Genomic DNA, 23,449 nt, shown 5'->3' with positions numbered 1-23,449 from the left:
GCGTCGTCGGCCACGACCCGCCTACCCGGCGCGGCACACCCTGCCGGTGCGTGCTGTCAGGCCACTGGCAGCGCGCTGGCACCGTCGCGGCGGGCGGGCCGGCACCCCTCGGTGGCCGTCGCTCCGCCCCGGGACGCGGGCGCGCCGGCCGCCGACCGGGATGGCGCATCGCGGCGGATCAGTGGCGGGGCGGGGGCCAGCGGGGGGTTTCGCCGGGGGCGAGGCGGGCGACCACTTCGGCGAGGCCGACGCAGGCCTGTTCGATCTTGCGGTAGGTGCTCTTCCGTTCGGCGATGACGGCCGACAGCAGCAGTCCGGTCAGGGCCGCGGAGCCGTTGAGGGCCTGGAGGGTGATCATGGTTCCGAGCAGGCTGCGGTGGGTGAAGGGCCCGGTGTGGTCGGTGGCGGCCAGCACGGTCAGGACGGAGACCAGCAGGACGCACGGCGCCGCCCCCGCCAGCTGGAACCGCAGCGCGGCCCAGATGAGCAACGGGAAGACCAGGAACAGCAGATCGAGCGTGGTGTTGGTGACCAGCAGCGTCACCGCGGCGGTGGCGGCCAGCAGGCCTGCCGGTTCGACCCAGCGGTACACGGCGACGTCCCGGGGAATCCGGGCGGTGCGCAGGACGAGCAGCATCGGGGCGACCACGAGTACGCCCATCGCGTCGCCGGTCCACCACGCCGACCAGGTGGGCCAGAAGCCGCTCGAAGGCAGGTCGCCGTGCAGGACCAGGGAGCCGGCGCCCGCGGTCGCGCTGATCAGCATCCCGGTGAGTGCGCCCAGGAAGACCAGCGCCAGCCCGTCGCGCAGCCGGTCGAGTTCGACCCGGAAGCCGATCCGGCGCAACATCAGGTAGGCGCAGATCGGAGCGAGGGTGTTCCCGGGGACGATCCCGAGGGCGGTGAGGTTCACCGGGCTGACCGTCACGGTCACCAGCAGGGCGCCGAGGGCGATCCCCGGCCAGATCCGCAGGCCCAGGAGGAGCAGGGCGGTCAGGGCGATGCCGGTGGGCGGCCAGAGCGGGGTGACCTGCGCCCCCGCGACGACCACTTTCTGCAGCAGGCCGAGCCGTCCGCTCACGAAGTAGAGGGCGGCGACGGCGATGATCTGGAGGCCTGCCGCGGTGAAACGCTGGAGTTCCTCGTTCCGGACCACAGCAGCCATCAGACAACGTCCGGTAGCCGAGCCCGTACGTGACACGCGCAGCGCGGGTGCGCGGTGCGCTTCCGCACGGACGGGTGCCGGGCGGACGGGCGCCCGGGCGCGGCGGTGCCGAAGCCGTGCGCTCAGCCGGGCTAGTCGGCCGGCTTCTCGTGGCAGAGGACCAGGACGGCGGCGTCGTCGGAGTGGCCGGTGAGGTCGGCGACCTTGAGGACCTCGGCGGCGAGGATGCCGGGGTCGAGACCGGTCTGGCCGACGACCTGGGCCCGTAGCGTCCCGATCACCCGGTCGAGTCCCGCCTCGATCGGGAAGGACGGGCCCTCGACCACCCCGTCCGTGAACAGCGCGATCGCCCCGGCCTGCGACAGCCGCCGGGCGGCCACCGGGTACACCTCGCCGGGCATGATGCCGAGCGGCAGTCCGCCCTCGTCCTCGGCGATGTCGCTGCGGCCGTCGGCGGTGGCCCAGACGGCCGGGACGTGGCCGGCCCGGGCACCGGCCAGCTCCCAGGTGAGCGGGTCGAAGCGGAGGAAGGTGCAGGTGGCGAAGAGCCGGGTGTCCATCGACAGCAGCAGGTCGTTCGCCCGGCTGAGCACCTCGCCGGGGTCGGTGGAGGCGGCGGCCACCGCGCGCAGCCCGATCCTGACCTGGCCCATGAAGGCGGCCGCCTCCACGTCGTGGCCCTGGACGTCGCCGATGGAGAAGCCGAGCGTTCCGTCGGGCAGCCAGAACCCGTCGTACCAGTCACCGCCGACGTCCAGGCCGTTGCGGGCGGGCGTGTACCGGGCGGCGGTCCGCAGGCCCGGTAGCTCGGGCAGGACGCTGGGGAGCAGCTCGCGCTGCAGGGCCTCGGCGAGTTCCACCCGGGCCTGCTGGAACTCGGCCCGCTCCAGCGCCTGGGCGGTCAGCCGCCCGAGCTCGTTGAGCAGGTCGTCGGCGCTGGTGGGCCGGGGGGAACGGTGTCGGGGCATGGACCCTCCGAGGTGCCTCAGCGGCGGGCCCAGCCCGCCTGAGCTGGGCTCATGGCGAAACCCCGGAATCATCATATTTCTGCGACGGGGGTACCGCCGGACGGAGCAACGGCCGGAGGACATCGGGGCCGCGAGCCGGGCAGCGCCGCGCGGCCCCGGTCCCGTCATCCCGTCATGCCCCGGGCCCGCTCCACAGCGTGTCGAAGTCGTGGACGGCCCGCTGGGCGGCCGGGGCGAGGGCGGTGGTGCCGGCCTGGGCGCGGGCGGGCCGGAGGAGGTGGTCGACGTCGGGGAGGGTGACCAGGCCGGGGCCGGTGGTGCCGGCGGCGGTCAGGGCGGCGACCAGCGGGCCGGTGGTCGAGCAGGGGAGGTCGGCGTCGGCGGTGCCGCAGGTGACCATGGCCCTGGTGCCGGCAGGCACCTGGCCGGCCGGGTCGGGCGGGTGGACGGCGTCGTCGGTGCGGACGTACGCGGCGCTGGAGTTGAAGTCCGCGAAGACGGCAGCCGTCTGCGCGGGCATGTCGGTGGTGTCGGCGGTTCCGCCCGCGCGCAGGTCGGCCACGCCCTGGGCGATGGACTCCTTGACGGCGGCGGCCTGGTCGGCGTCGATCCGTCCGGCGGCGACGTCGGCGTCCAGCTTCCGGTCCAGCCTGAGGGTGACGAGGTCCAGCAGGCGTTCGTCCTGGGGCTGGAGCAGGGCCAGACCGGCGGGGGCGGGCCGGGCGGTCCGGACGGCCTCGAGGGCGATCACGGCGCCCTCGTCGTGCCCGGCGAGCAGCAGCCGGTGCGGGTCGGTCGTGCCGCGGGAGGCGAGGAACCGGTACGCGGCCTCGGCCTGCCGGACGTACGCGCCGAGGTCGAGTGTGGCGGCCCTGTCGGTGTACGCGCCGAGCCCGGTCAGCCCGGTGCCGTACTTGTCGTAGCGCAGGGTCGCGATGCCGTCGTCGCCCATGAGTCGGGCCAGTTCGGCGAGGGTGCCGGGGCTGAGCCGGGACTGGTTGCCGTCGCGGTCGGTGGGGCCGCTGCCGGGGAGCAGCAGGGCGGCCGGGAGCCGGCTGCCGGGGGTGTGGGCGGGGATGTGCAGGGTGCCGTACGTGGTGGTGCCGTCCACCGTGAACGAGATGTTGTGGTCCCCTGATCCCAGGTCGGTGTCGAGGACGGTGGTGGCCGAGGGGGTCACCGGGGCGGGAGCGGTCGGGACGGCGGGCGGAGCGGCCCGGCCGCTGCCGCAGCCCGTCAGCACTCCCGCGCTCAGTGCCAGGGCGGCCAGGATCGGCGCGACGCGGTACGGCTGCCCGGGTGGGCGCATGGGCTGCTCCAGGGTAGAGCGGCGGCCGCTCCCGGCGGACCGGTGGTGGAGTGCTTCGCGTCGGGGGCTCAGCACCCAGGTATAGGCCATGGCGTGACGTTCCGCGAGGCGACGGCGCTCTCCCGGATGCCGGGGTCGGGGGCGGTCGCGGTGCGGTGCCGGGGCGGTCGCGACGCAGGCAGCGCCACCGCTGTGGCTGTCGCTCGTTGCACGTAGGCGAGTGGTGGAGCCGTTACACCCCTGCGGGTGACTTCGAGGGAGCGCCTTTGTATGCTTCGGTCATTATCTACACGTCTGTAGAAGTAAGTGGGAGGCCCGTCCGGGCGGCTCGAACGTCGGAACCGGCGCTCGGGCGCCGCATGTCCCGGTAGGTGACGAGGACGCACTCGCGTGCCTCCGCCGCCCGTCGGCCGGTGTCCGCACCGGCCCGGGTCGAGGCGGGACGTGGCGTTTCAGCAGCCGAGCGAACGAGGGGTGTGGGCATGGCGGGACAACGGGCGCGTGCGCCCTACGGTGAGGCGGAAGCGCGGCGTCAGCGCCCGGTCCCGCCCGCGCGGCGCTCGGACGAGGGCCTCGCGCGGAGCACCGGCGCCACCGCGCAGCGGCGTCCCGGCGCGGCCGCCGGGCAGGTCCCGGGCAGCCGGCGGTCCATCGAGGACGCCGACGGCCGGGGCCGCCGGGACGCCCGTGCGGCGAACGCCGGACGCGGTACCGGAGAGCGGCTGCCCGCGGTGTACCCGGCGCTCGGACTGCCGGTGCTCGGCGCCGTGGTCGACGCGGTGACCGGGTCCGGGGTCGGCGTGGTCTTCGCGGTCTGCGCGGTGCTGGGTGCGGCGCTGGCCACGCTGGTCAGCAGCCGGGCCGGCTGGTGGTGGGTGGTCACCTCCGCGCCGGTGGTGGTGCTGACGGTGGCCGTCGGGACCGAGTACCTCGTCAACGGGGACAAGTACCAGGGCAAGGCGCTGGCCAGTGGGGCGCTGCGCTGGGTGACCCACGCCTTCCCGGTGATGTCGGCGGCCGTGCTGGCCGTACTGCTGGTGATCGTGGTCCGCGTGCTGCGGGAGGGAAGGGGCCGTCGTGGCTGAGGGCAGGCAGGGTCAGGTGCGGTCGCGCAAGCCGGGCGGCGGCCGCGGCGGACGGCGGATCTCGCGGCTGCTGATGGCCGGCCGGACCGCGGCCTGCGTCGTCTCGGTGGCGGTGCTCGGCTCCAGTGGCTTCACCTGGTACACGCTGAAGGACCTCCAGGCCGGGCTGACCACCTCCAGCGCGCTGGACGAGGCCAAGCGCAACGCGCCGCCGCACCTGGACAAGTCCGTCAACCTGCTGCTGATCGGCCTGGACAGCCGCAAGGACATGGACGGCAACGACCTGCCGCCACAGGTGGTCGAGGACGACCTGCACGCCGGCAGCAGCAGCGACATCGGCGGCTACAACACCAACTCCCTGATCGTGCTGCACATCCCGGCCAACGGCGGCAAGGTGACGGCGCTGTCCGTCCCGCGCGACGACTACGTCCAGACGTACGGCGCGGACGGGAAGATGCACAAGATCAAGGAGGCGTACGGGATCGCCAAGGACGCCGCCGAGGGCAAGCTGCAGGGCAAGGGGCTGTCCAAGTCGGAGTTGGAGCGGCAGAGCCGGGAGGCCGGGCGCTCGGCGACCATCCAGACGGTGCAGAAGTTCCTCGACATCCCGATCGACCACTTCGCCGAGGTCAACCTGATCGGCTTCTACGACATCGCCAAGGCGCTGGAGCCGATCCGGGTCTGCCTCAACCACCCGGTCAGCGACCCGATCATCTCCCGCACCGCCACCCACGAGGGCGGCGGCACCGGCCTCAAACTCCCCGCCGGCTACAGCGACCTGAACGCGGCGGACGCCCTCTCCTTCGTCCGCCAGCGGCACAACCTTCCGGGCGGCGACCTCGACCGCACCCACCGCCAGCAGGCCTTCATCGCCTCCGTCGAGTACAAGCTGAAGCAGCAGGGGGTGATAGGCGACCTCGGGCAGATGCAGAAGCTGTTCGACGTGGTGAAGAAGGACGTGGTCATCGACAACCAGTGGGACATCCTGGACTTCGCCCAGCAGGCGCCCAACCTCACCGGTGGCAACGTCGAGTTCAACACCCTGCCGATCAGCGGCTTCAAGACCATCGGCGGTGAGGCCGTCAACACCGTCAACCCCGATCTGATCAAGAGGATCGTGCAGCAGCTGTTCGGCCACGACTCGGCGCCGGTGCCCGCCCCCTCCGACACCGCGGGCGGTGACTCGGAGGCCACCACCGCTCCGGCGGACGACTCCGGAGGCGGTTCGCTGAAGGGCACGGCGGACGTGTACAACGCGTCCAAGGTCAGCAAGGCGGCGGCGAACGAGTCCAAGGCGCTCACCGACATGGGCCTCAAGGCCGGCCGGACCGGCGAGGCGACCAGCCACCCGAGGACCACCACCGTGGTGTACGGCTCCGGGGAGAAGGGCGCCGCCGAGAAGGTGGCGGCCCGCTACGGGGTCACCGCAACCGCCTCCTCGTCCGTGCCCGCGGGCCGCATCGTGGTGACCCTGGGCACCGGGTACACCCCGCCGTCCGCCAGCACCGGCCTCGACTCGGCCCCCAGCAGCGGCTCGGACGACCCCGCCTCCCCGTCCGGCAGTGACACCCCGGACCCGGCCTCCACCCTCCCGATGCAGGGCCCCGCCGTGAAGGCGGGCGGCATCCCCTGCGTCGACTGAGCGGCCGGGCCACCGCCCCGGACCTCCCGGATCCCGCCGCCCGAGCCATCCCTGAGTCCGTCGCCAACCGTCTGATCGCCGCCATGCTCACCCCGCCCCAGGGCGCCACCGCCCGCTGAGCCGTCCCGGCGCTGCGGGTGGGGCTACTTCGCCATCGGGAGGAGCCGGGTGCCCGTGGGCAGGGAGCCCTGGGCGGCGGCGGTGCGGAGGTGCTCCAGGAGGGTGGTTCGCAGCTGAGTGGCGGCGCGGGTGAGGGGGAGGTCGCGGCCGTGGGCCAGGGCGATGGTGCGGCCCAGGCCGGGCCCGGCGAAGGTGGCCAGGTGGAGGCCGGAGCGGGCGGCGACCATGCCGGGGACCACCGCGGGGCCGAGCCCGGCCCGTACGAAGCCGAGCACCGCGTCCAACTCCCCGCCCTCGACGGCGAACTGCGGCTCGAACCCGGCCGCCCGGCAGGCCGCCAGCGCGCTCTCGCGCAGCGCGTACCCCTTGCGGAACATCACCAGCGGCCTCTCCCGCAGTTCCTCCACCCGGATCCGCTTGCGCGGCAGCCGCGTGGAGGAGACCAGCACCAGCTGCTCGTGCAGCAGCTCGGTGACCGCGAGCTGGGCCGGCCACGCCTCACCCGCCTGCGGGGCGATGACCAGCGCGAGGTCCAGCTCGCCGGTGCCCAGCGCGGCGACCAGGTCCTGCGAACCACCCTCCTGCACCGCCAGCTCCACCCCCGGGTAGCGGTGCCGGAAGGCGCTGAGCACATCCGGCACCAGGCTCCCGCACAGGCTCGGCGGCGCCCCCAGCCGCACCCGTCCGCGCTGCAGCTGGACCACCTCCTGCACGGCGAGCCGGGCGCTGTCCGCGTCGGCGAGGATCCGCCGGGCGAGCGGCAGCAGCGTGGCGCCCGCGTCGGTGAGGGCGATGTTGCCACGGGTGCGGTGGAACAGCTCCGCGCCCAACTCCCGCTCCAGGATGCGGATCTGCTGCGAGAGCGACGGCTGGGAGACATGGGTCTGGTCGGCGGCCCGGGTGAAGTTGCGGGTCTCGGCCACGGCGGCGAAGTAGCGGAGCTGCTGCAGCTGCATGCCCCGACTATAGGCAGCCTCGATAGGCCCTGCCTATCGTGACCAGCCGCAGCATGTCTTGGACGTACCGTGGGCCGGATTCCTACCGTCGTGGTCATGGCATTGGCGACTGGGACGGGCCGGAGGCGTCCGTCCACTCTGACGACCCTGTGGCGCTCGACCGTCGGCAAGAAGGCGGTCATGGCCGTCAGCGGCGGGATCCTGCTGCTCTACTTGGTCGGGCACCTGCTCGGCAACCTGAAGGTCTTCTTCGGCCCCGACGAACTCAACGGCTACGCGGCCTGGCTGCGCACGATCGGCGAGCCGTTCCTGCGGCACGGCTGGTTCGTCTGGCTGGCCCGGCTGGTGCTGCTGGCCGCCGTCCTGGCGCACGGCACGGCCGCGTACCAGCTCAGCAGGCGCGACCGGGCGGCCCGGCCGCAGGGCTACGTCCACCGCCGGCGGCAGACCAGCTACGCGACCAGGACGATGCGCTGGGGCGGGGTGATCCTGGCGCTGTTCATCGTCTGGCACCTGCTGGACCTGACCACCCTCACCGTGAACCCGAGGGCCGAGGCCGGCCACCCGTACCAGAACCTGGTGGCCTCCTTCTCCACCTGGTACGGCGGCGGGACCTACATCGTGGCGATGCTCGCGCTGGGCCTGCACATCAGGCACGGGTTCTGGAGCGCCGCGCAGACCCTCGGCGTCAACAACCCGCGCCGCGACCGGGCGTTGAAGCTCACCGCGAACCTGCTCGCCCTGGTGCTGACGGCGGGCTTCATCTCCATCCCCGTGGCCGTCATGACCGGAGTCGTGCAATGAGCTCGTACCTCAACTACACCGTGGGCACGCCGATCCGCGACACCAAGGCGCCGGACGGGCCGATCGAGGGCCGCTGGGGCCGCCGCCGGTTCGAGGCGAAGCTGGTCAACCCGGCCAACCGGCGCAAGCACCGCGTGATCGTGGTCGGTACCGGTCTTGCGGGCGGCGCGGCCGGTGCGACGCTGGCCGAACAGGGCTACCACGTCGAGCAGTTCTGCTTCCAGGACTCACCGCGCCGGGCGCACTCGATCGCCGCCCAGGGCGGGATCAACGCCGCCAAGAACTACCGCAACGACGGCGACAGCATCCGCCGGCTGTTCTACGACACCGTCAAGGGCGGGGACTTCAGGGCGCGCGAATCAGGCGTCCACCGCCTGGCGGAGATCTCGGTGGAGATCATCGACCAGTGCGTCGCCCAGGGCGTGCCCTTCGCCCGCGAGTACGGCGGACTGCTGGACACCCGCTCCTTCGGCGGCGTCCAGGTCTCCCGCACCTTCTACGCCCGGGGCCAGACCGGGCAGCAACTGCTGCTCGGCGCCTACCAGGCGCTCTCCCGGCAGATCGCGGCCGGCAACGTGGCGATGCACCCGCGCACCGAGATGCTGGACCTGATCGTGGTCGACGGCCGGGCCCGGGGCATCGTCGCCCGCGACCTGGTCACCGGCGAGATCACCGCCCACCTCGCCGACGCCGTGGTGCTGGCGACCGGCGGCTACGGCAACGTGTTCTACCTCTCCACCAACGCCAAGAACTCCAACGCGACGGCGATCTGGCGCGCCCACCGCCGGGGCGCCCACTTCGCCAACCCCTGCTTCACCCAGATCCACCCGACCTGCATCCCGCGCTCCGGCGACCACCAGTCCAAGCTCACCCTGATGAGCGAGTCGCTGCGCAACGACGGCCGGATCTGGGTGCCCAAGGCCGCCGGGGACACCCGTGCGCCGCAGGACATCCCCGAGCAGGACCGCGACTACTACCTGGAACGGATCTACCCCTCCTTCGGCAACCTCGTCCCGCGTGACATCGCCTCCCGGGCCGCCAAGGTCGTCTGCGACGAGGGCCGCGGCGTCGGCCCCGGCGGACAGGGCGTCTACCTCGACTTCGCCGACGCGATAGGCCGGTTGGGCCGGGCGGCCGTCGAGGAGAGGTACGGCAACCTGTTCGAGATGTACGAGCGGATCACCGCCGAGGATCCGTACCGGGTCCCGATGCGGATCTACCCCGCGATCCACTACACCATGGGCGGCCTGTGGGTGGACTACGACCTGCAGACCACGGTTCCCGGCCTGTTCGCGATCGGCGAGGCCAACTTCTCCGACCACGGCGCCAACCGGCTCGGCGCCAGCGCGCTGATGCAGGGCCTCGCCGACGGCTACTTCGTCCTCCCGGCCACCCTCCCCGACTACCTGGCGCGGCAGGACGGTCCACCGGTACCGGCCGACCACCCGGCGGTCGAGGAGGCCGTCGCCGACGCCGCCGACCGGCTCAACCTGCTGCTGGCGATCGACGGCGACCGCACCCCCGACTCCTTCCACCGTGAACTCGGCGAACTCCTCTGGGACGAGTGCGGAATGGCCCGCGACGAGGCAGGACTGCGCAAGGCGCTGGAGCGGATCCCGCAGCTGCGGGAGGAGTTCTGGCGGCGGATCAAGGTGCCCGGCACCGGTGAACAGCTCAACCAGTCGCTGGAGAAGGCCAACCGGCTGGTCGACTACTTCGAACTCGCCGAGCTGATGTGCCTGGACGCGCTGCACCGCACCGAGTCCTGCGGCGGCCACTTCCGCACCGAGAGCGCCACGCCGGACGGCGAAGCGGCCCGCCTGGACGAGGAGTTCACCTACGTGGCGGCCTGGGAGTTCCGGGGATCGGCGGCCCCTGGAGAGCACGGTGCGGGAGGCGCCCCCGTGCTCCACCGCGAACAGCTCACCTTCGAGTACGTCCACCCCACCCAGCGGAGCTACACATGAACCTCACCCTGCGGATCTGGCGGCAGGCCGGTCCCGAGGCACCGGGCGCACTCACCACCTACCAGGTCGGCGGAATCAGCCCGGACATGTCCTTCCTGGAGATGCTGGACACCCTCAACGAGGAGCTGATCCTGCGCGGCGAGGAACCGGTCGCCTTCGACCACGACTGCCGCGAGGGCATCTGCGGCGCCTGCGGCATGGTCATCAACGGCCAGGCGCACGGCCCGGAACGCACCACCACCTGCCAGCTGCACATGCGGCACTTCAACGACGGCGACACCATCGACGTCGAACCCTGGCGCGCCGCCGCCTTCCCGGTGGTCCGCGACCTGGTGGTGGACCGCTCCGCCTTCGATCGCGTCATCGGCTCCGGCGGCTACATCACCGCCCCCACCGGCAGCGCCCCCGAGGCCCACGCCACCCCCGTCCCCAAGGAGACCGCGGACCTCGCCTTCGAGCACGCCGAGTGCATCGGCTGCGGCGCCTGCGTGGCCGCCTGCCCCAACGGCTCCGCGATGCTCTTCACCGCGGCCAAGGTGGTCCACCTCAACCTCATGCCACAGGGCGCTCCCGAACGCGGCAGCCGGGTGCGGAACATGGTCGCCGCGATGGACGCCGAGGGCTTCGGCGGCTGCACCAACACCGGCGAGTGCGCCACCGCCTGCCCCAAGGGCATCCCGCTCTCCGGTATCGCCGCGCTCAACCGGGAGTACCTGCGCAGTCTGCGGTGACGTGTGCTCGCCAGTTCTCCAAGTCCCGTGTCATGTCAGCTTGTTGATGTGCCTGAGCCTGCGCAGGAGTGTGACCCGGTTGGCGTACTCCTCCGGACTCAGCGGGCGGTCGGTGTGCTCTTCGGGCGTGAGGATCGGCCGAGGGTCCTGCTCCGACGGCTGCGGGTCGGAGTCTTCGGGTGTCGGTTCGCCGTTCACGGGCCCGACTCCCCGGCCGCCACCCCGCGCCGGACGATCGCCGCGAGCCGTGAGACCACGTCGGGCCGGGCTCTGCCGAGGTCCACCAGGACGATGCCGGTGATGAAGTAGCCGGCCTGGCGTTCCGTGGCCAACGAGGGCAGTACGAGGCCCGCCTGCCGCAGCGCATCGGCGAGTTCCGCCTCCGCCGCGAGGGCGGCGGCCCGGCTCTCCGTCGCGATGCGCTGGAGGCGCGAACGTCCGTGCTTCGCAGGGGTGTTCGGTCTCGGGCCGGTACTTGCAGCCATGGCGCGCTCCTCGGTGGGGCCGCAACCCCGATTGTTACATTCCGTACTCCAATCGTCGCTCTCCGGTACTAGTCTGTGAAGAGGGAGGCTCCCAACAACGGGACTGTCGGAAGGGAAGGTGCCGCGCTGTGGCGAACCCCAAGGAGCTTGACTCTTCCGAGTCTCCGCAGGCTTTCTACGGGGCCGAACTCCGCCGTCTTCGGGAGGCCAGGGGGCTCTCGCAGGAGGCGCTGGGGGCACTGGTGTTCTGCTCGGGCGCCTACATCGGGCAGATGGAGTCGGCGACCAGGCAGCCGCAGAAGGATCTGTCCGAGCGCCTTGATGCCGCTCTGGATACTGATGGGTACTTCGCCCGGCTGTATCCGATGGTCACGCGCAGCCGGTTCCCCGAGTACTTCAAGAATGTCCGAGAGCTGCAGGCGATGGCATGCGGGATCAGGGAGTACGACACGGCTCTGGTGCCAGGGCTCCTGCAGACCGAGGGCTACGCGCGGGCGGTTTTTCGATCGGTAGATCCCTGGCGGCCTGCTGCAGTGATCGACGAGCTCGTACGCCTTCGCCTGGAGCGGGCACGCATCTTCGAGGCCTCAACAAGGCCTGAGTATTGGGTGGTCCTGGACGAGGCTGCCATCCGTCGATGTACGGGCGGTCCGACGGTGATGCGAGATCAACTATTGCGCCTGGTCGAACTGGTGCGCAGCAGCAAGATCGCTCTGCAGGTACTGCCATTCCGAGCCGGGGCGCATGCATTGCAAGAAGGGTCGCTCAGTCTCATGTCCTTTGCCGACGCGCCTCCTGTGGCCTACTGCGAGGGCCCGCACTGGGGTCAACTCCTCGATGATCCGACTTTTGTGGCGAACTGCTCGCGGAACTACGATCTGGTGCGGGCCGCTGCGCTGCCATTGGAAGCGTCCCTGGCCCTGATCGAGGCAGCAGCGAAGGGCTATGAAAATGAAAGCAGTTGACAGGAATTCACCGGCTGATCGCTGGCGAAAGAGCAGTTACAGCGGTGGTGCTGGTGGCAACTGCATCGAGTTCTCGCCGGAGTTCGCCACCACCAACGGCGTAGTCCCCGTCCGTGACTCGAAGGACCCTGAGGGTCCGCAGCTCCGCTTCTCAACAGAGGCCTGGTTGGCGTTCGCCGCCGCCACCGCCCGAGGTGAGTTCGGCGCCATCTGACGGGCCGCCGGCGCCGTGCCCGAGGCTCCGACCGGATCCCCGTTCCGGTCGGGGCCTCGCGTGTTGCTGCTTCCGGTCGATTCCCCCGGTTTCTACCGCAGTTGGGGCGGCCGGGGTGGGAAGGTGGTCCGTACTCGACCGGTGGCTGATGGGAGCGTGGCGGATGGCAGGCGGACGGATGCGGGGCAAGGCGGCCGTGGTGACCGGGGCGGCGGTCGGGATCGGGCGGGCGACGGCCCGGCTGTTCGCCGCCGAGGGCGCCCAGCTGGTGCTCACCGACGTGGACCGGGACGGCCTGGAGGCGCTGCGGGAGGAACTGGCCAAGGCGGGAGCGGAGATCCGGACCGTGGTCGGGGACGTCTCGGTGTCAGAGGACGCCCGCGAGATGATCGCGGCTGCGGTCGAGGACTTCGGGCGGATCGACACCCTGGTCGCCAACGCCGGGATCATCCCGCTGCAGACCGTCCTGGAGACCACCCCGGAGGACTGGGACAGGGTGATGGCCGTCGACGGCCGGGGCATGTTCCTGACCTGCAAGTACGCGATCGAGCAGATGCAGCAGACGGGTGGCGGCTCGATCGTCTGCCTCTCCTCCATCTCAGGGCTGGCCGGGCAGTCGGGTCAGGCGGCGTACGGCCCGGCGAAGTTCGTCGCCACCGGCCTCACCAAGCACCTGGCGGTCGAGTGGGCAGCCAGGGGCATCCGGATCAACGCGGTGGCCCCCGGGACGATCAGGACGGAGCGGGTCCGGAAGCTGGCCGACGAGCCGGGCGGACCGGAGTACCTGGAGGAGATCGAGAAGCTCCATCCGATGGCCAGGTTCGGTGAGCCGGAGGAGGTGGCGGCGGCGATCCTGTTCCTGGCCTCCGACGAGGCGAGCTTCATCACCGGGGCGGTGCTGCCGGTGGACGGCGGCTACCTCGCACAGTAGGGCCGGCGGCGCCGCCCTTGGCAGCTGTGGAGCCGGACTTCCTTCGCAGGGTCCTGGGCGCCGGCCGCCCGCCGGCGGGGCGGTCAGCGCTTGCGGGCGAGGGTGACGCCGTCGCGCACGGGCAGCATCACCGCGTCGACCCGGTCGTCGCCGGCGATGAGCTCGTTCAGGCCGCGCATCGCCACGTGGCGCTCCTCCTGGAACGCCGGGTCGAGGACCCGGCCGCCGAGGAAGACGTCCACGGGGCGAGGCTTACGGAATGCTGCTGAGCCTGTACCCGGCCGACATCCCGAACCTGTCGGCCGAGGAGGACTGACCGCGCTCCCGGCGGGGCCCGCCACCCTCGGGCCGGACGGGCATCCGAGGACTCGGCCCGCCGATTCCGCTGGCCTTGACGTCGGGGTCAAGGTCTACCGTCGTTCCCATGCGGATCGGAGAACTGGCCGAGAAGGCGGGCACCACGACGCGGACGCTGCGCTACTACGAGTCGCGTGGCCTGCTGCCCGCGCGGCGCAGCGGCAACGGCTACCGGTCCTACGGCGAGGAGGACTTGCGGCTGCTGCGCCAGATCCGGCTGCTGCAGGACTTCGGCTTCGAACTGGAGGACACCCGGCCGTTCGTGGAGTGCCTGCGGGCCGGTCACCCGGCCGGTGACTCCTGCCCGGCCTCGCTGGAGGTCTACCGCAGCAAGCTGGCCGAGCTGGACCGCTGCATCGCCGGGCTCCAGGAGGTCCGCGACCGGGTGGGGGCCCAGCTCGCCAGGGCGGAGCTGGAGGCGCAGGCCGTGCAACCGGGCGGTCCGCAACCGCGCTGCGAGCTCAGCGCGCATCCGAACGAGACGGAGGGGAACTGAACCATGGTGCAGATCACGGGAGTCGAGGCGGTCACCGACCAGAACTTCGCGGCGGAGGTGCTGAAGTCCGAACTGCCGGTGCTGGTGGACTTCACCGCCGACTGGTGCCCGCCCTGTCGGATGATCGCGCCGGTGCTGGCCGAGATCGCCCGCGAGGAGGCGGGCCGGCTGAGGATCGTCCAGCTCGACGTGGACGAGAACCCGGAGACCCAGGCGGCGTACGGGGTGCTGTCGATGCCCACGCTGATGGTCTTCCGAGACGGGCAGCCGGTGAGGAGCATGGTCGGTGCGCGGGCCAAGGCGAAGCTCCTGCGCGAACTGTCCGACGTGCTCTGAGCGGATACCGGCGGGCGGTCGGAGGCTCAACCGATCGGTCGACCCGGTGGGGGGCCGGGCGGGTTGTCCCGGTTCGGCGGGGTGGCCTGGGCCAGCATGGGGCGCATGCCGCAGATGACCGAATCCCAGTGGCGGGCCTTCCTGTCCGCCGGTACCCGCACCGCCAAGCTGGCCACCACCAAGGCCGACGGCAGCCCGCACGTGGCGCCGATCTGCTTCCTGCTGGACGGCGACGATCTCGTGTTCAACACCGGCCGGGACACCGTCAAGGGCCGCAACCTGGCCCGCGACCCCCGGGTGATGCTCTGTGTGGACGACGAGCGGCCGCCCTTCTCCTTCGTCGCGGTCAGGGGGACGGCGGTGCTCAGCGACGACCTGCCCGAGGTGCGCGAGTGGGCCGGACGGATCGGCGCGCGGTACATGGGGGAGGACCGGCGGGAGGAGCTGGCGGCGCGCAACGGGGTGCCGGGCGAACTGCTGGTCCGGGTCAGGATCGACCACGTCATCGCGGTGGCAGACCTGGCCGACTGAGTGCCGGCCGAGCACTGGCCGAGTCCTCGACGACGCGGAGGCCGTGCCCGCCGCGAAGTCCTTCTTCGCCGGGTAGGGTCGCTCGGCGCACGGCCCGCCCTCGTACCGGGTTGACCCTCACGCAACGTGAGGCGGCAGGCTGAAGCCATCGAGGAGGGAGCGGACCCGATGAGCACGTACTCGGTGGGACAGGTGGCGGCGATCGCCAAGGTGACCGTACGGACCCTGCACCACTACGACGAGATCGGACTGCTGTCGCCGAGCGGTCGCACCCCGGCCGGCTACCGCCGGTACGAGGACGCGGACCTCGACCGGCTGCAGCAGATCCTCTTCTACCGCGAACTCGGGTTCTCCCTCGAAGAGATCGCGTCCATCCTGGACGACGACTCGGTCAGCCCGACCGAGCACCTGCGCCGTCAGCACCAGCTGATCACCTCACGGATCGCGCAGCTCCAGGAAATGGCCGCAGCCGTCGAACAAGCCATGGAGGCGAGAAGGATGGGCATTCAGCTGACGCCCGAGGAGAAGTTCGAGGTCTTCGGTGCCGACTACCAGGAGAGCTGGGAGACCGAGGCCGAGCAGCGCTGGGGCCACACCGAGGCCTGGAAGCAGTCCCAGCAGCGCACCGGCCAGTACAGCAAGGCCGACTGGCAGCGGATCCAGGTGGAGACGGAGGCGCTCAACTCCCGTCTGGTGGAGGTGTTCCGGTCCGGCGCCGCCGCCGACGGCGCGGAGGCCATGGAGGCCGCCGAGGCCCACCGCCGGCACATCAGCAGCAACTTCTACGACTGCACCTACGAGATCCACCGCGGCATCGCCGGGATGTACGTCGCCGACCCCCGGTTCACCGCCACCTACGAGAAGCTCGCGGTCGGCCTGGCCCAGTGGCTCCACGACGCCGTGATCGCCAACGCCGACGCCCACCAGGCGTAGCCTCCGCCGCCCGCGGGGGAGGTGGCGGCCAACGGTCGCCGGGACAGGGGCGTCGACCACGGCGGCAGACCCGCCGCCGTGGTCAACGCCGCCCGGGGACTCAGCCGTTGCCGAACTCGTGGACGCCCCACCAGCCGCTCTCGTCGTGGTAGATGCCGACGCCGATCTCGGTGTACGCGGGGTTGATCTGGGCCAGGTAGTGCGGGAGGTGGTTGCGCCACATGTCCTGGAACTTCACCGCGGCCTGTTCGGCGGTCATCGAGGGGTCGCTCCACATCACTATGCACTCCCCGGTGAGGGTGCGGTGCGCGGTGCGGCTGGGACCCGCGCCGGAGGCGTTGGCGGAGTGGGCGAAGCCGGTCTCGCGCATGTGCTTGGCCCACTGGGTGGCGAAGTCGGCGAGATCGGATGCGGGCTTCAGCGCCGGGACCCCGGCCATCGCGCGCTCCTTGTTGATCAGCTGCAGCGAGATGGCCTCGGCATCGGCCACGGACTGCGAGGCGGGCCAGTTGCCGCTGACCGTGGGCGCCTGAGCGGGCGGACCGCTGGGCGTGGCGGACCGGCCTGACGTGCGGTCACCCGGCCGGTCCTGAGCCGATCCGTCCGCCGCGGCGGTCCGTTCGCCCGGGGAGGCGGCGCGGCCCTTCGCAGCCGCGGAGCCGGACTGCTTCGCGGACTCCTGGGCGGCGGTCGAGGAGCCGGCGGGGCCGGGAGCCGCGACGGTGGCGTTGCTGGTCGGGCTCGCCGACGCGGCGGCGGTGGGCGTCGCCCCGGCGGTCGTGTTCGAGGGAGCGGCCGAGGGCGTGCCGAGGACCGGTGCGGGGGCACCGAAGTCCGGGAGGGCGGCGGCGGTCTGCGGCCGCGGAGCACCGCCCGAGGCGGCCAGGATGCCGAAGCCGGCACCCGCGGCGGCGACGACGAGCGCGGCCGCCCCGGCCATGGTGGCGATCCTGCGAGCCCGTCCGGCGGTGCCCGGGGCCGCCCGGCGGCGGTCGCGCCTGCGGGTCCGGCCTCCGGCACGCCTGTGTCCCTCTCCGGAGGGCGCCGTCACCACGGTCTCGAAGTCGCTGCTCATGGCCTACCTAGCGTCGGGGTCGTGTACCAACGCTTGGGAGACCCGCCACCCGCCCCGGGATAACGGAAAACGGGCCGGATGTGCGCAGTGATCTGGGTCTCGGAGGCCCACCGGACCGGGGACTACGCGACGCCGCGGCCGGAACCGCGCCGGTAGGCCGTCGGCGAGGTGTGCATCGTCCGCCCGAAGTGGTGGCGGAAGGTGGCGGCGCTGTCGAAGCCGACGGCGGCGGCGATCTCCTCGACCGTGCCGTCGGGGGATTCGAGCAGCGGCAGGCTGGCGGCGATGCGCTGGGTGATGACCCAGCGCATCGGGCTGGTCCCGTTGCGCGCGGTGAAGTGCCGCAGGTAGGACCGCTCCGACATCCGGGCCTGCCGGGCGAGCAGCGGCACCGTCAGCGGAGCGGACAGGTGGTCCAGCGCCCACTGCATGGAGCGGGCTATCCCGTCCTCGTCCTCATCGACCGGCCGGACCGCCGCCTCGATGAACTGGGCCTGCCCGCCGTCGCGGTGGGGCGGCACGACGAAGCGGCGGGCGACGGTGTTGGCGACCTTGGCGCCGTGGTCGCGGCGGATCAGGTACAGGCAGAGGTCGATCCCGGCGGCACTGCCCGCGCTGGTGAGCACGTCGCCGTTGTCCACGTACAGCACGTCGGGGTCGACCCGGACCAACGGGTAGCGCTGTTGCAGGAGTTCGGCGTACCGCCAGTGGGTGGTGGCCGCCCGGTGGTCGAGCAGCCCGGCGGCCGCGAGGGCGAAGGCGCCGGAGCAGATGGAGACGATCCGGGCGCCGCGATCGTGGGCGGTGCGCAGGGCGGCGACCAGGCCGGGCGAGACCTCGCCGGCGAACGGGTTGGGCACGCCGACCACCACGACGGTGTCGGCGGCGGCCAGTTCGTCCAGCCCGTAGCGGGCCGTGATCGAGAAGCCGCCGACCGCGCCGAGCGGTGTTCCCGGCCGGTCGGCGCAGACCCTGAGGCCGTACCAGGGTGCCGCCAGCAGCCCGCTGAGCTCCGGCCGGGCCAGGCCGAACACCTCGACGACCACGCCGAGTTCGAACGGTGCCATGCCGTCGAAGGCGTACACCGCGACGGTGTGGACGGGCTCCGGCCGGGACCCGATCGTCACGGCGACCGGGCCGCCCGTGGCCTGCTGAGCGGACATGTCTGCCCCATTCCTCGCTGGCGGAATCCTGGCGAGTGTAGTCGTCCCGCCACCGCCGGAGCGCGGTCTTGGCACCGGACGGCCGGGGTGTCGCGGAAGGCCGGGGAAGACCCCAACCGGCCGTCGGGTGAACGCCGGTGAGCGGCCCCTTCGACAGACCGACAGGGGCGCGGGCCCCGCGCGGCCGCCTGGTGCCGCGCGCGGGTCCCCGCGCCCCTGGTGCCCGGTGGCCGTCAGGCGTTGAGGCTCGCCATCCAGGCCTCGACGTCGTCGGAGCGTCGGGGCAGCCCGGCCGACAGGTTCTCGTGACCGTCGGCGGTGACCAGGATGTCGTCCTCGATCCGGACGCCGATGCCGCGGTACTCCTCGGGGACGGTCAGGTCGTCCTGCTGGAAGTACAGGCCGGGCTCGACGGTCAGCACCATGCCGGGCTTCAGCAGCGCGTCCACGTGCTCCTCGCGGCGGGACACCGCGCAGTCGTGCACGTCCAGGCCGAGCATGTGGCCGGTGCCGTGCAGGGTCCAGCGGCGCTGCAGGCCGAGCTCGATGACCTTCTCGACGTCGTAGACCGTGGCGTCCAGCAGGCCCCAGGCGAGCAGGTGCTCGGCCAGGACGCGCTGCGAGGCCTCGTGGAAGTCACGGAACCGGGCGCCCGGCCGGACGGCCGCGATACCGGCCTCCTGGGCGGCGTACACGGCGTCGTAGATCTTCCGCTGCAGGTCGTCGAAGCGGCCGTTGATCGGGAGGGTGCGGGTGACGTCCGCGGTGTAGAGGGTGCGGGTCTCCACACCGGCGTCCAGCAGCAGGAGCTCGCCGGGGCGGACCTCGCCGTCGTTGCGGACCCAGTGCAGGGTGGTGGCGTGCGGGCCGGCGGCGCAGATGGAGCCGTAGCCGACGTCGTTGCCCTCGACCCGGGCGCGGCGCCAGAAGGTGCCCTCGATCCAGCGCTCGGAGGTGGCCACGGCCTGACCCAGCTCCCGTACCGCGTCGGTGAAGCCCTTGACGGTGGCGGCGCAGGCGGCGCGCAGCTGCTCGATCTCCCACTCGTCCTTGACCAGGCGCAGCCCGCTCAGGAAGACCTTCAGCTCGTCGTCCTTGTCGGCGTCCAACACCTCGGCCAGCACGGCCTCCAGGCCGGCGTCGTAGCCGCGCACCATCCGGGTCGGGACACCGTCGGCAACGGCGGCCGCCAGCTCCTCGGCGGCCTCGCGGACGTCCCGCGCGGGCAGGCCGAGCAGCGCCTCGGCCTCGGTGAGGCTGTGGCGGCGGCCGACCCAGAGCTCGCCGTTGCCGTCCAGCCAGAACTCGCCGTTCTCGCGGTTGGAGCGGGGCAGCAGGTAGAGGTGGAAGTCGTGGCCGCGCTCGCCGGCCGGCTCGGCGACCAGGACCGCGTCCTCGGTCTGGTCACCGGTGAGGTGCACGTACTCGGTGGCCGGGCGGAAGTTGTAGTCGGTGTCGTTGGAGCGGGTCTTCAGGTTGCCCGCCGGGATCACCAGACGCTCGCCGGGGTACGCGGCGGAGAGCGCGGCGCGCCGCTCGGCGGCGTACGGGGCCTGCTCGACCGGCTGCAGGTCGCGCAGCTCGGTGTCGGCCCAGCCGGACTTCATCGACGCGGCGAGCTCGTCGGAGATCTCACCGTAGAGGCCGTTCTTCCGGCCCTTGATGGGCTGCTCGGCGGCTTCCTGGCCGCCGTCGGCAGCGCCTTCGGGGTTCTCCGCCGCCGCCGGGGTACGGTCCTCGGTCACTTACGTCGCCTCCTCGCGAGTGGTACCGCCCCGGACGCGTCGGATCGCGACACGCGTGGGCGGTCGTGCGTCCCATGGTACGGATGCCCGGCCGAACGGCTGCGCGACCGGTGGAGCCCCACCCGCCCGGAGGCCAGCGGGCGAGCTACGGTGCCCGGACCTGCGACAGCGGCAGCGGACGGCTCTCCGCGCCCCTGGCCGGCCCGTCCCCGGCCCCCGGACGGCCGGCGAGGACGCCTCGCTCGCATCACCCGCCTCACCCGCCTCACTCGAAGCGGGCCGCCAGCAGCACCAGGTCGTCCACGGCGCCGGCGTCCCCGGCCGCCGGGCAGATGTCGAGGAGGTGGCCGCAGAAGCGGTCCGGGTCGAGGCGGACGTCGCGCGGGGCGTCGGCCGCGGCCCGCCGCAGCGCCGCCTGGCCGGCGTGCAGGGTCGGCCCGAAGCGCCGGGCCAGCCCCTCGGTGTAGAGCAGCAGCAGGTCCCCGCGCTCCGCGTCGAGCTCGACCCCGGGCGCCTCCCAGCAGGCGAGCATGCCGAGCGGCGCGGAGAGCGAGGTCTCGACGAAGTTGGCGCCGTACCGGGTGACCAGGACCGGTGGGCAGTGGCCGGCCCCGGCCAGGGTGATCCGCCGCTCCCCGGGCTGGACCCAGGCGTAGACGGCGGTGGCGCTGCGCGCGGGCTCGGTGGTCTTGAGCAGCAGTTCGAGGTCGCCGAGCACCGAGACCGGGTCCTCGCCCTCCAGCACCACGTACGCCCGCAGTGCGGCCCGCACCCTGCTCATCGCCGCCGCCGCGCCGGGGACGGAGGCAGGGCCGGCGCCCGGTCCGTCGCCGGAGACGCTGCCGACGGTGAGGCCGAGGGTGCCATCCGTGAGCGCGATGGCGTCGTACCAGTCGCTGCTGGCGGCCGCACCGGCCGAGCCGCCGGCCCGGCCGCCGGTGCAGCGGTCGAGCGCGGCGGGGACGCAGCGGGCGGCGAGCCGCAGCCCGGCGACGGCGGGCAGCCGGTCGGGCAGCAAGCCGCGGCGCAGCGCCTCGGTGGCCCGGCGGGCGCGGTCCGCCTCCAACTGTTTGGCCACCAGCGGCGCGGCGAACGCGCAGTACATCCGGGCCAGCTCCCGCCGCCGCTCGTCGGGTTCGGCGGGTTCGTCGTAGAACCAGACGGCGGCGCCGAGCGGTCCGTCCTGCTCGGTGGCGAGCGGCAGCGCGTAGCAGGCGCCGAGGCCGAGCTGTCCGGCCACTTCGCGGAAGCGCGGGCCGACGGAGGGGTCGGCGGCGAGATCGGCGACCAGCAGTTGTCCGGAGCTGCCGGGGCGGCTGAGCAGTCCGGCGAACGGTCCGTGCTCGGCGGGGACGGTCTCCAGCGCACCGACGCTGGCGCCGTCCAGGCCGAGGCCGACCGGGCGTCCGGAGCCCGGGACGGTGGTGATCAGCCCGCGGTGGGCACCGAGCAGGGCGGCACCGGAGTCGAGGACGGCGGTCAGGGTGGCGGCGAGCCCGCGGGCGGCGGCGAGCCTGCCGGTGTGCTCGTGGAGCGAGGTGAAATCGGACAGCCATCCGGTCAAACGGTCCTGCAGCTCAGGCGTGTTGGGGACGGCGGCGGTCGAGGTTTCCGAGTCCGTGCCGACGGGACCGGCGAACGCCGGACCCCGGACGGAACACTCCGTCAGCATGCGGCCGCCGCAGTGGCCGGACCCCGGGGCGAGGAGGGCCGGCCCCGACGGCAGGCCGGGTACGGCTTCCTGGCCGGCCGGGCCGGCGGGCCCGGGCAGCGGTAGGTCAAGCGGCTTGGCGTCGGTCATTCCGCCCCAACTCCCCACAGACTGGTGTGTGCCACGCAGGACTCCCAGGAGCGCACAGAAGGACAGCGGCGCACAAAGGATCGCACCGCGCAAAAAAACTGCTACGTCACTACTCGGCACCAATCCACCACTTGTACACAGGCCGATCGGGGCATGTCCAGAATCGGCGTGGGCGGCCGAGCGGCCGACTCCGTGCCCGACGGGGCTTGGGTGACAACGTATGTGACGGCCCGTCGGCGGCTCGGATCGTAGGCGGCCATGCCCGGCAACCCGGCACGGTACGGCCCGACTCACCCGTACGGTGGAACCGTCGCGCTTCCGACGTCGTCCATCCAGACGGATGCGGGATTCTCCTCGAGGGGCCCGAAGGCTGGGCTCGTGCCTGCCCGTTCGCGTTCCGTGTCGTGGTGTCCTGCCGTGGCGCCGGTGGTGGTGGCAGCGAGTATGACGTGCCATCAGTTCGAATGTTCCGAACGGTCAGCGTGGCCAGTGCAGTTCGAACAGCCAGTGCGGTTCGATTGGTCGGGGCTGCCCGGACCGCACCCGCGGCCCGGAGTCCGGTGATCGAGCCTGAACCCCCAGCGGTCGCGCCTGAGCCAGGCGGTCTCGGAAAGGAACGAGTGCTCATGCGACGTACGAGCCACGGGCGGGCTCGGAGCGGCCGGAACCTCCTGGGATGGACCTTCCCCGGTGCGAACCCCCGGTGGGCGTGCCGCAACTGGCTGCGCTGGCCCGGCAGTCGGCGCCGCAGGCGGAAGGCGCTGCTGCGCACCGCACTGGCGACGGCCGGCCGCGGTTGGCCGGTACTGCCCGGCGCCCGCGCCGTGGCCGGACTGCTCGGGCCGTGCTCCTGCGACGATCCGTGCTGCCCGGCTCCCGGCGCGCACCCGCACGACCCGCCGCTGCTGGCGGCCAGCACCGATGCGCGGATGGTGAGTTGGTGGTGGGGCGAGCGCAGCCCGGGCTCGCCGGTGCTGCTCGCCACCGGCCGGGCGGTGTGCGCGGTGAGCCTCCCGGCGGAGGCCGGGCAGCGGGCGCTGGAGTACTTCGACCTGCTCCGGCTGCCGCTCGGCCCGGTGCTGGCGAGCCGGCGGCGGTACGTCCTGCTGGTGGCCCCGTACACGCTGGAGGCGCTCGGCAGCGTGCTCGCGGACCTGCCCTGGGTGCCCGGGTCGCTGCGCTTCCACGGGCCGGACGGCTATCTGCTGATGCCGCCCTCGCAGGCTGCGGCCGGTCCGGTGCGCTGGATCAGGCCGCCGGCCGAGGGGACGCCGCTGCTGCCCCAAGTCGAGCCGCTGCTCGGCGGGTTGATCGCGGCGAGCCGGGTCGCCCCGGACGGCAGCCGGCTGGCGTTCTGACCGCGGCCGGGGCCCGCAGGGTGGGGCGGGCGGCGCAATTCCGTGCCGCGGTCGTTCCCTCGTGGGTGTTCTGTCGCGGTCGCTCTGTCGCGGTTGTCGCGCGGTGGTTGCCGCCGAGTCGCGGTTCTCGTGCCGCGGTCCTCGCGCTGAGGTTGTCGTGCCGGGCTTCTCGTGCCGGGCTTCTCGCGCCCGGCTTCTCGAACTCGGGGAACCTGCCCGGAAAATGGAAGATCCGGCCGCTGGCGACGGGGGATGCACCAGCGGCCGGACTGTTTAAATGGTAACAAAGATCCGCGTCCGCGCAAATTGTCC

The 23,449-nt window shown here is 72.6% G+C and carries 24 protein-coding genes; 13 read left to right on the top strand and 11 right to left on the bottom strand.

Annotation, left to right across the window (positions count from 1 at the left end):
- Positions 1 to 178 precede the first annotated feature (178 nt).
- The 3 genes from ACZ5ON_RS22115 to ACZ5ON_RS22105 all read right to left on the bottom strand — a co-directional run bounded on the left by ACZ5ON_RS22115 (position 179) and on the right by ACZ5ON_RS22105 (position 3,442).
- Positions 179 to 1,165, bottom strand: coding sequence for an MASE1 domain-containing protein (locus ACZ5ON_RS22115; RefSeq protein ID WP_465595211.1), 987 nt, complete (start codon positions 1,163 to 1,165; stop codon positions 179 to 181).
- Between the two features lie 131 nt (positions 1,166 to 1,296).
- Complete coding sequence (locus ACZ5ON_RS22110) at positions 1,297 to 2,133, bottom strand: PP2C family protein-serine/threonine phosphatase (RefSeq protein WP_465595208.1); 837 nt, start codon at positions 2,131 to 2,133, stop codon at positions 1,297 to 1,299.
- Between the two features lie 172 nt (positions 2,134 to 2,305).
- Entirely contained in the window at positions 2,306 to 3,442 is a 1,137-nt protein-coding gene (locus tag ACZ5ON_RS22105) for an alpha/beta hydrolase (RefSeq protein ID WP_465595205.1), read from the bottom strand.
- 482 nt (positions 3,443 to 3,924) lie between these two features.
- Here ACZ5ON_RS22105 and ACZ5ON_RS22100 point away from each other — a divergent pair, with 482 nt between their 5' ends.
- On the top strand, positions 3,925 to 4,527 hold the full coding sequence (locus tag ACZ5ON_RS22100; protein WP_465595203.1) for a DUF6542 domain-containing protein: 603 nt from the start codon (positions 3,925 to 3,927) through the stop codon (positions 4,525 to 4,527).
- A complete protein-coding gene (locus tag ACZ5ON_RS22095; RefSeq protein ID WP_465595200.1) occupies positions 4,520 to 6,169 on the top strand; it encodes an LCP family protein in 1,650 nt (549 codons plus the stop codon). The genes ACZ5ON_RS22100 and ACZ5ON_RS22095 overlap by 8 nt, the downstream gene beginning before the upstream one ends.
- Before the next feature lie 143 nt (positions 6,170 to 6,312).
- Here the strand turns inward: ACZ5ON_RS22095 and ACZ5ON_RS22090 are convergent, their stop codons facing one another.
- Positions 6,313 to 7,245 carry a LysR family transcriptional regulator gene (locus ACZ5ON_RS22090; protein WP_465595197.1) on the bottom strand — a complete coding sequence of 311 codons (933 nt, stop codon included), beginning with the start codon at positions 7,243 to 7,245 and terminating at the stop codon, positions 6,313 to 6,315.
- 96 nt (positions 7,246 to 7,341) lie between these two features.
- Here ACZ5ON_RS22090 and ACZ5ON_RS22085 point away from each other — a divergent pair, with 96 nt between their 5' ends.
- From ACZ5ON_RS22085 to ACZ5ON_RS22075, 3 genes are read left to right on the top strand one after another with little or no spacing between them, the layout of a single operon-like run.
- On the top strand, positions 7,342 to 8,049 hold the full coding sequence (locus tag ACZ5ON_RS22085; protein WP_465595194.1) for a succinate dehydrogenase cytochrome b subunit: 708 nt from the start codon (positions 7,342 to 7,344) through the stop codon (positions 8,047 to 8,049).
- Entirely contained in the window at positions 8,046 to 10,016 is a 1,971-nt protein-coding gene (locus ACZ5ON_RS22080) for a fumarate reductase/succinate dehydrogenase flavoprotein subunit (protein ID WP_465595192.1), read from the top strand. The genes ACZ5ON_RS22085 and ACZ5ON_RS22080 overlap by 4 nt, the downstream gene beginning before the upstream one ends.
- A complete protein-coding gene (locus tag ACZ5ON_RS22075) occupies positions 10,013 to 10,747 on the top strand; it encodes a succinate dehydrogenase/fumarate reductase iron-sulfur subunit (RefSeq protein WP_465595189.1) in 735 nt (244 codons plus the stop codon). The genes ACZ5ON_RS22080 and ACZ5ON_RS22075 overlap by 4 nt, the downstream gene beginning before the upstream one ends.
- Before the next feature lie 30 nt (positions 10,748 to 10,777).
- Here ACZ5ON_RS22075 and ACZ5ON_RS22070 read toward each other — a convergent pair whose 3' ends face one another.
- Positions 10,778 to 10,945 carry a hypothetical protein gene (locus tag ACZ5ON_RS22070; protein ID WP_465595187.1) on the bottom strand — a complete coding sequence of 56 codons (168 nt, stop codon included), beginning with the start codon at positions 10,943 to 10,945 and terminating at the stop codon, positions 10,778 to 10,780.
- On the bottom strand, positions 10,942 to 11,232 hold the full coding sequence (locus ACZ5ON_RS22065) for a hypothetical protein (RefSeq protein WP_465595184.1): 291 nt from the start codon (positions 11,230 to 11,232) through the stop codon (positions 10,942 to 10,944). Before ACZ5ON_RS22065 ends, ACZ5ON_RS22070 begins: the two co-directional genes overlap by 4 nt.
- A gap of 128 nt (positions 11,233 to 11,360) precedes the next feature.
- Between ACZ5ON_RS22065 and ACZ5ON_RS22060 the strand changes: the two genes are divergently transcribed.
- From ACZ5ON_RS22060 to ACZ5ON_RS22050, 3 genes are all read left to right on the top strand, one after another.
- Positions 11,361 to 12,197: a helix-turn-helix domain-containing protein gene (locus ACZ5ON_RS22060; RefSeq protein WP_465595181.1), complete on the top strand. Its 837-nt coding sequence runs from the start codon at positions 11,361 to 11,363 to the stop codon at positions 12,195 to 12,197.
- The gene (locus ACZ5ON_RS22055; RefSeq protein WP_465595179.1) at positions 12,178 to 12,411 is read left to right on the top strand and encodes a DUF397 domain-containing protein; all 234 of its coding nucleotides are present in this window, start codon (positions 12,178 to 12,180) and stop codon (positions 12,409 to 12,411) included. Before ACZ5ON_RS22060 ends, ACZ5ON_RS22055 begins: the two co-directional genes overlap by 20 nt.
- Before the next feature lie 163 nt (positions 12,412 to 12,574).
- Positions 12,575 to 13,342 carry an SDR family NAD(P)-dependent oxidoreductase gene (locus ACZ5ON_RS22050; RefSeq protein ID WP_465595176.1) on the top strand — a complete coding sequence of 256 codons (768 nt, stop codon included), beginning with the start codon at positions 12,575 to 12,577 and terminating at the stop codon, positions 13,340 to 13,342.
- 83 nt (positions 13,343 to 13,425) lie between these two features.
- On the opposite strand, the gene ACZ5ON_RS22045 is transcribed toward ACZ5ON_RS22050, so the two are convergent.
- Positions 13,426 to 13,584 carry a hypothetical protein gene (locus ACZ5ON_RS22045; protein WP_465595173.1) on the bottom strand — a complete coding sequence of 53 codons (159 nt, stop codon included), beginning with the start codon at positions 13,582 to 13,584 and terminating at the stop codon, positions 13,426 to 13,428.
- A 182-nt stretch (positions 13,585 to 13,766) separates the two neighbouring features.
- Here ACZ5ON_RS22045 and ACZ5ON_RS22040 point away from each other — a divergent pair, with 182 nt between their 5' ends.
- The 4 genes from ACZ5ON_RS22040 to ACZ5ON_RS22025 all read left to right on the top strand — a co-directional run bounded on the left by ACZ5ON_RS22040 (position 13,767) and on the right by ACZ5ON_RS22025 (position 15,995).
- Positions 13,767 to 14,195: a MerR family transcriptional regulator gene (locus ACZ5ON_RS22040; RefSeq protein ID WP_465595170.1), complete on the top strand. Its 429-nt coding sequence runs from the start codon at positions 13,767 to 13,769 to the stop codon at positions 14,193 to 14,195.
- A gap of 3 nt (positions 14,196 to 14,198) precedes the next feature.
- Entirely contained in the window at positions 14,199 to 14,531 is a 333-nt protein-coding gene (trxA, locus tag ACZ5ON_RS22035) for a thioredoxin (RefSeq protein ID WP_465595167.1), read from the top strand.
- A gap of 105 nt (positions 14,532 to 14,636) precedes the next feature.
- Entirely contained in the window at positions 14,637 to 15,062 is a 426-nt protein-coding gene (locus ACZ5ON_RS22030) for a PPOX class F420-dependent oxidoreductase (protein WP_465595164.1), read from the top strand.
- Positions 15,063 to 15,230: 168 nt separating this feature from the next.
- Complete coding sequence (locus ACZ5ON_RS22025; RefSeq protein WP_465595161.1) at positions 15,231 to 15,995, top strand: MerR family transcriptional regulator; 765 nt, start codon at positions 15,231 to 15,233, stop codon at positions 15,993 to 15,995.
- A gap of 100 nt (positions 15,996 to 16,095) precedes the next feature.
- Here ACZ5ON_RS22025 and ACZ5ON_RS22020 read toward each other — a convergent pair whose 3' ends face one another.
- The 4 genes from ACZ5ON_RS22020 to ACZ5ON_RS22005 form a co-directional block, all read right to left on the bottom strand.
- A complete protein-coding gene (locus tag ACZ5ON_RS22020; protein WP_465595158.1) occupies positions 16,096 to 17,070 on the bottom strand; it encodes a CAP domain-containing protein in 975 nt (324 codons plus the stop codon).
- 122 nt (positions 17,071 to 17,192) lie between these two features.
- Positions 17,193 to 18,137: a helix-turn-helix domain-containing protein gene (locus tag ACZ5ON_RS22015; protein ID WP_465595262.1), complete on the bottom strand. Its 945-nt coding sequence runs from the start codon at positions 18,135 to 18,137 to the stop codon at positions 17,193 to 17,195.
- A 329-nt stretch (positions 18,138 to 18,466) separates the two neighbouring features.
- Positions 18,467 to 19,978: an aminopeptidase P family protein gene (locus tag ACZ5ON_RS22010; protein ID WP_465595155.1), complete on the bottom strand. Its 1,512-nt coding sequence runs from the start codon at positions 19,976 to 19,978 to the stop codon at positions 18,467 to 18,469.
- Positions 19,979 to 20,243: 265 nt separating this feature from the next.
- Positions 20,244 to 21,779, bottom strand: a complete 1,536-nt coding sequence (locus tag ACZ5ON_RS22005) for a PP2C family protein-serine/threonine phosphatase (RefSeq protein WP_465595152.1) — start codon at positions 21,777 to 21,779, stop codon at positions 20,244 to 20,246.
- Positions 21,780 to 22,405: 626 nt separating this feature from the next.
- Here ACZ5ON_RS22005 and ACZ5ON_RS22000 point away from each other — a divergent pair.
- A complete protein-coding gene (locus ACZ5ON_RS22000) occupies positions 22,406 to 23,137 on the top strand; it encodes a bifunctional DNA primase/polymerase (protein WP_465595149.1) in 732 nt (243 codons plus the stop codon).
- Positions 23,138 to 23,449: the final 312 nt, after the last annotated feature.

Source organism: Kitasatospora sp. NPDC032150, from assembly GCF_055579945.1.
This window is presented reverse-complemented; position numbering and strand designations above follow the sequence as displayed.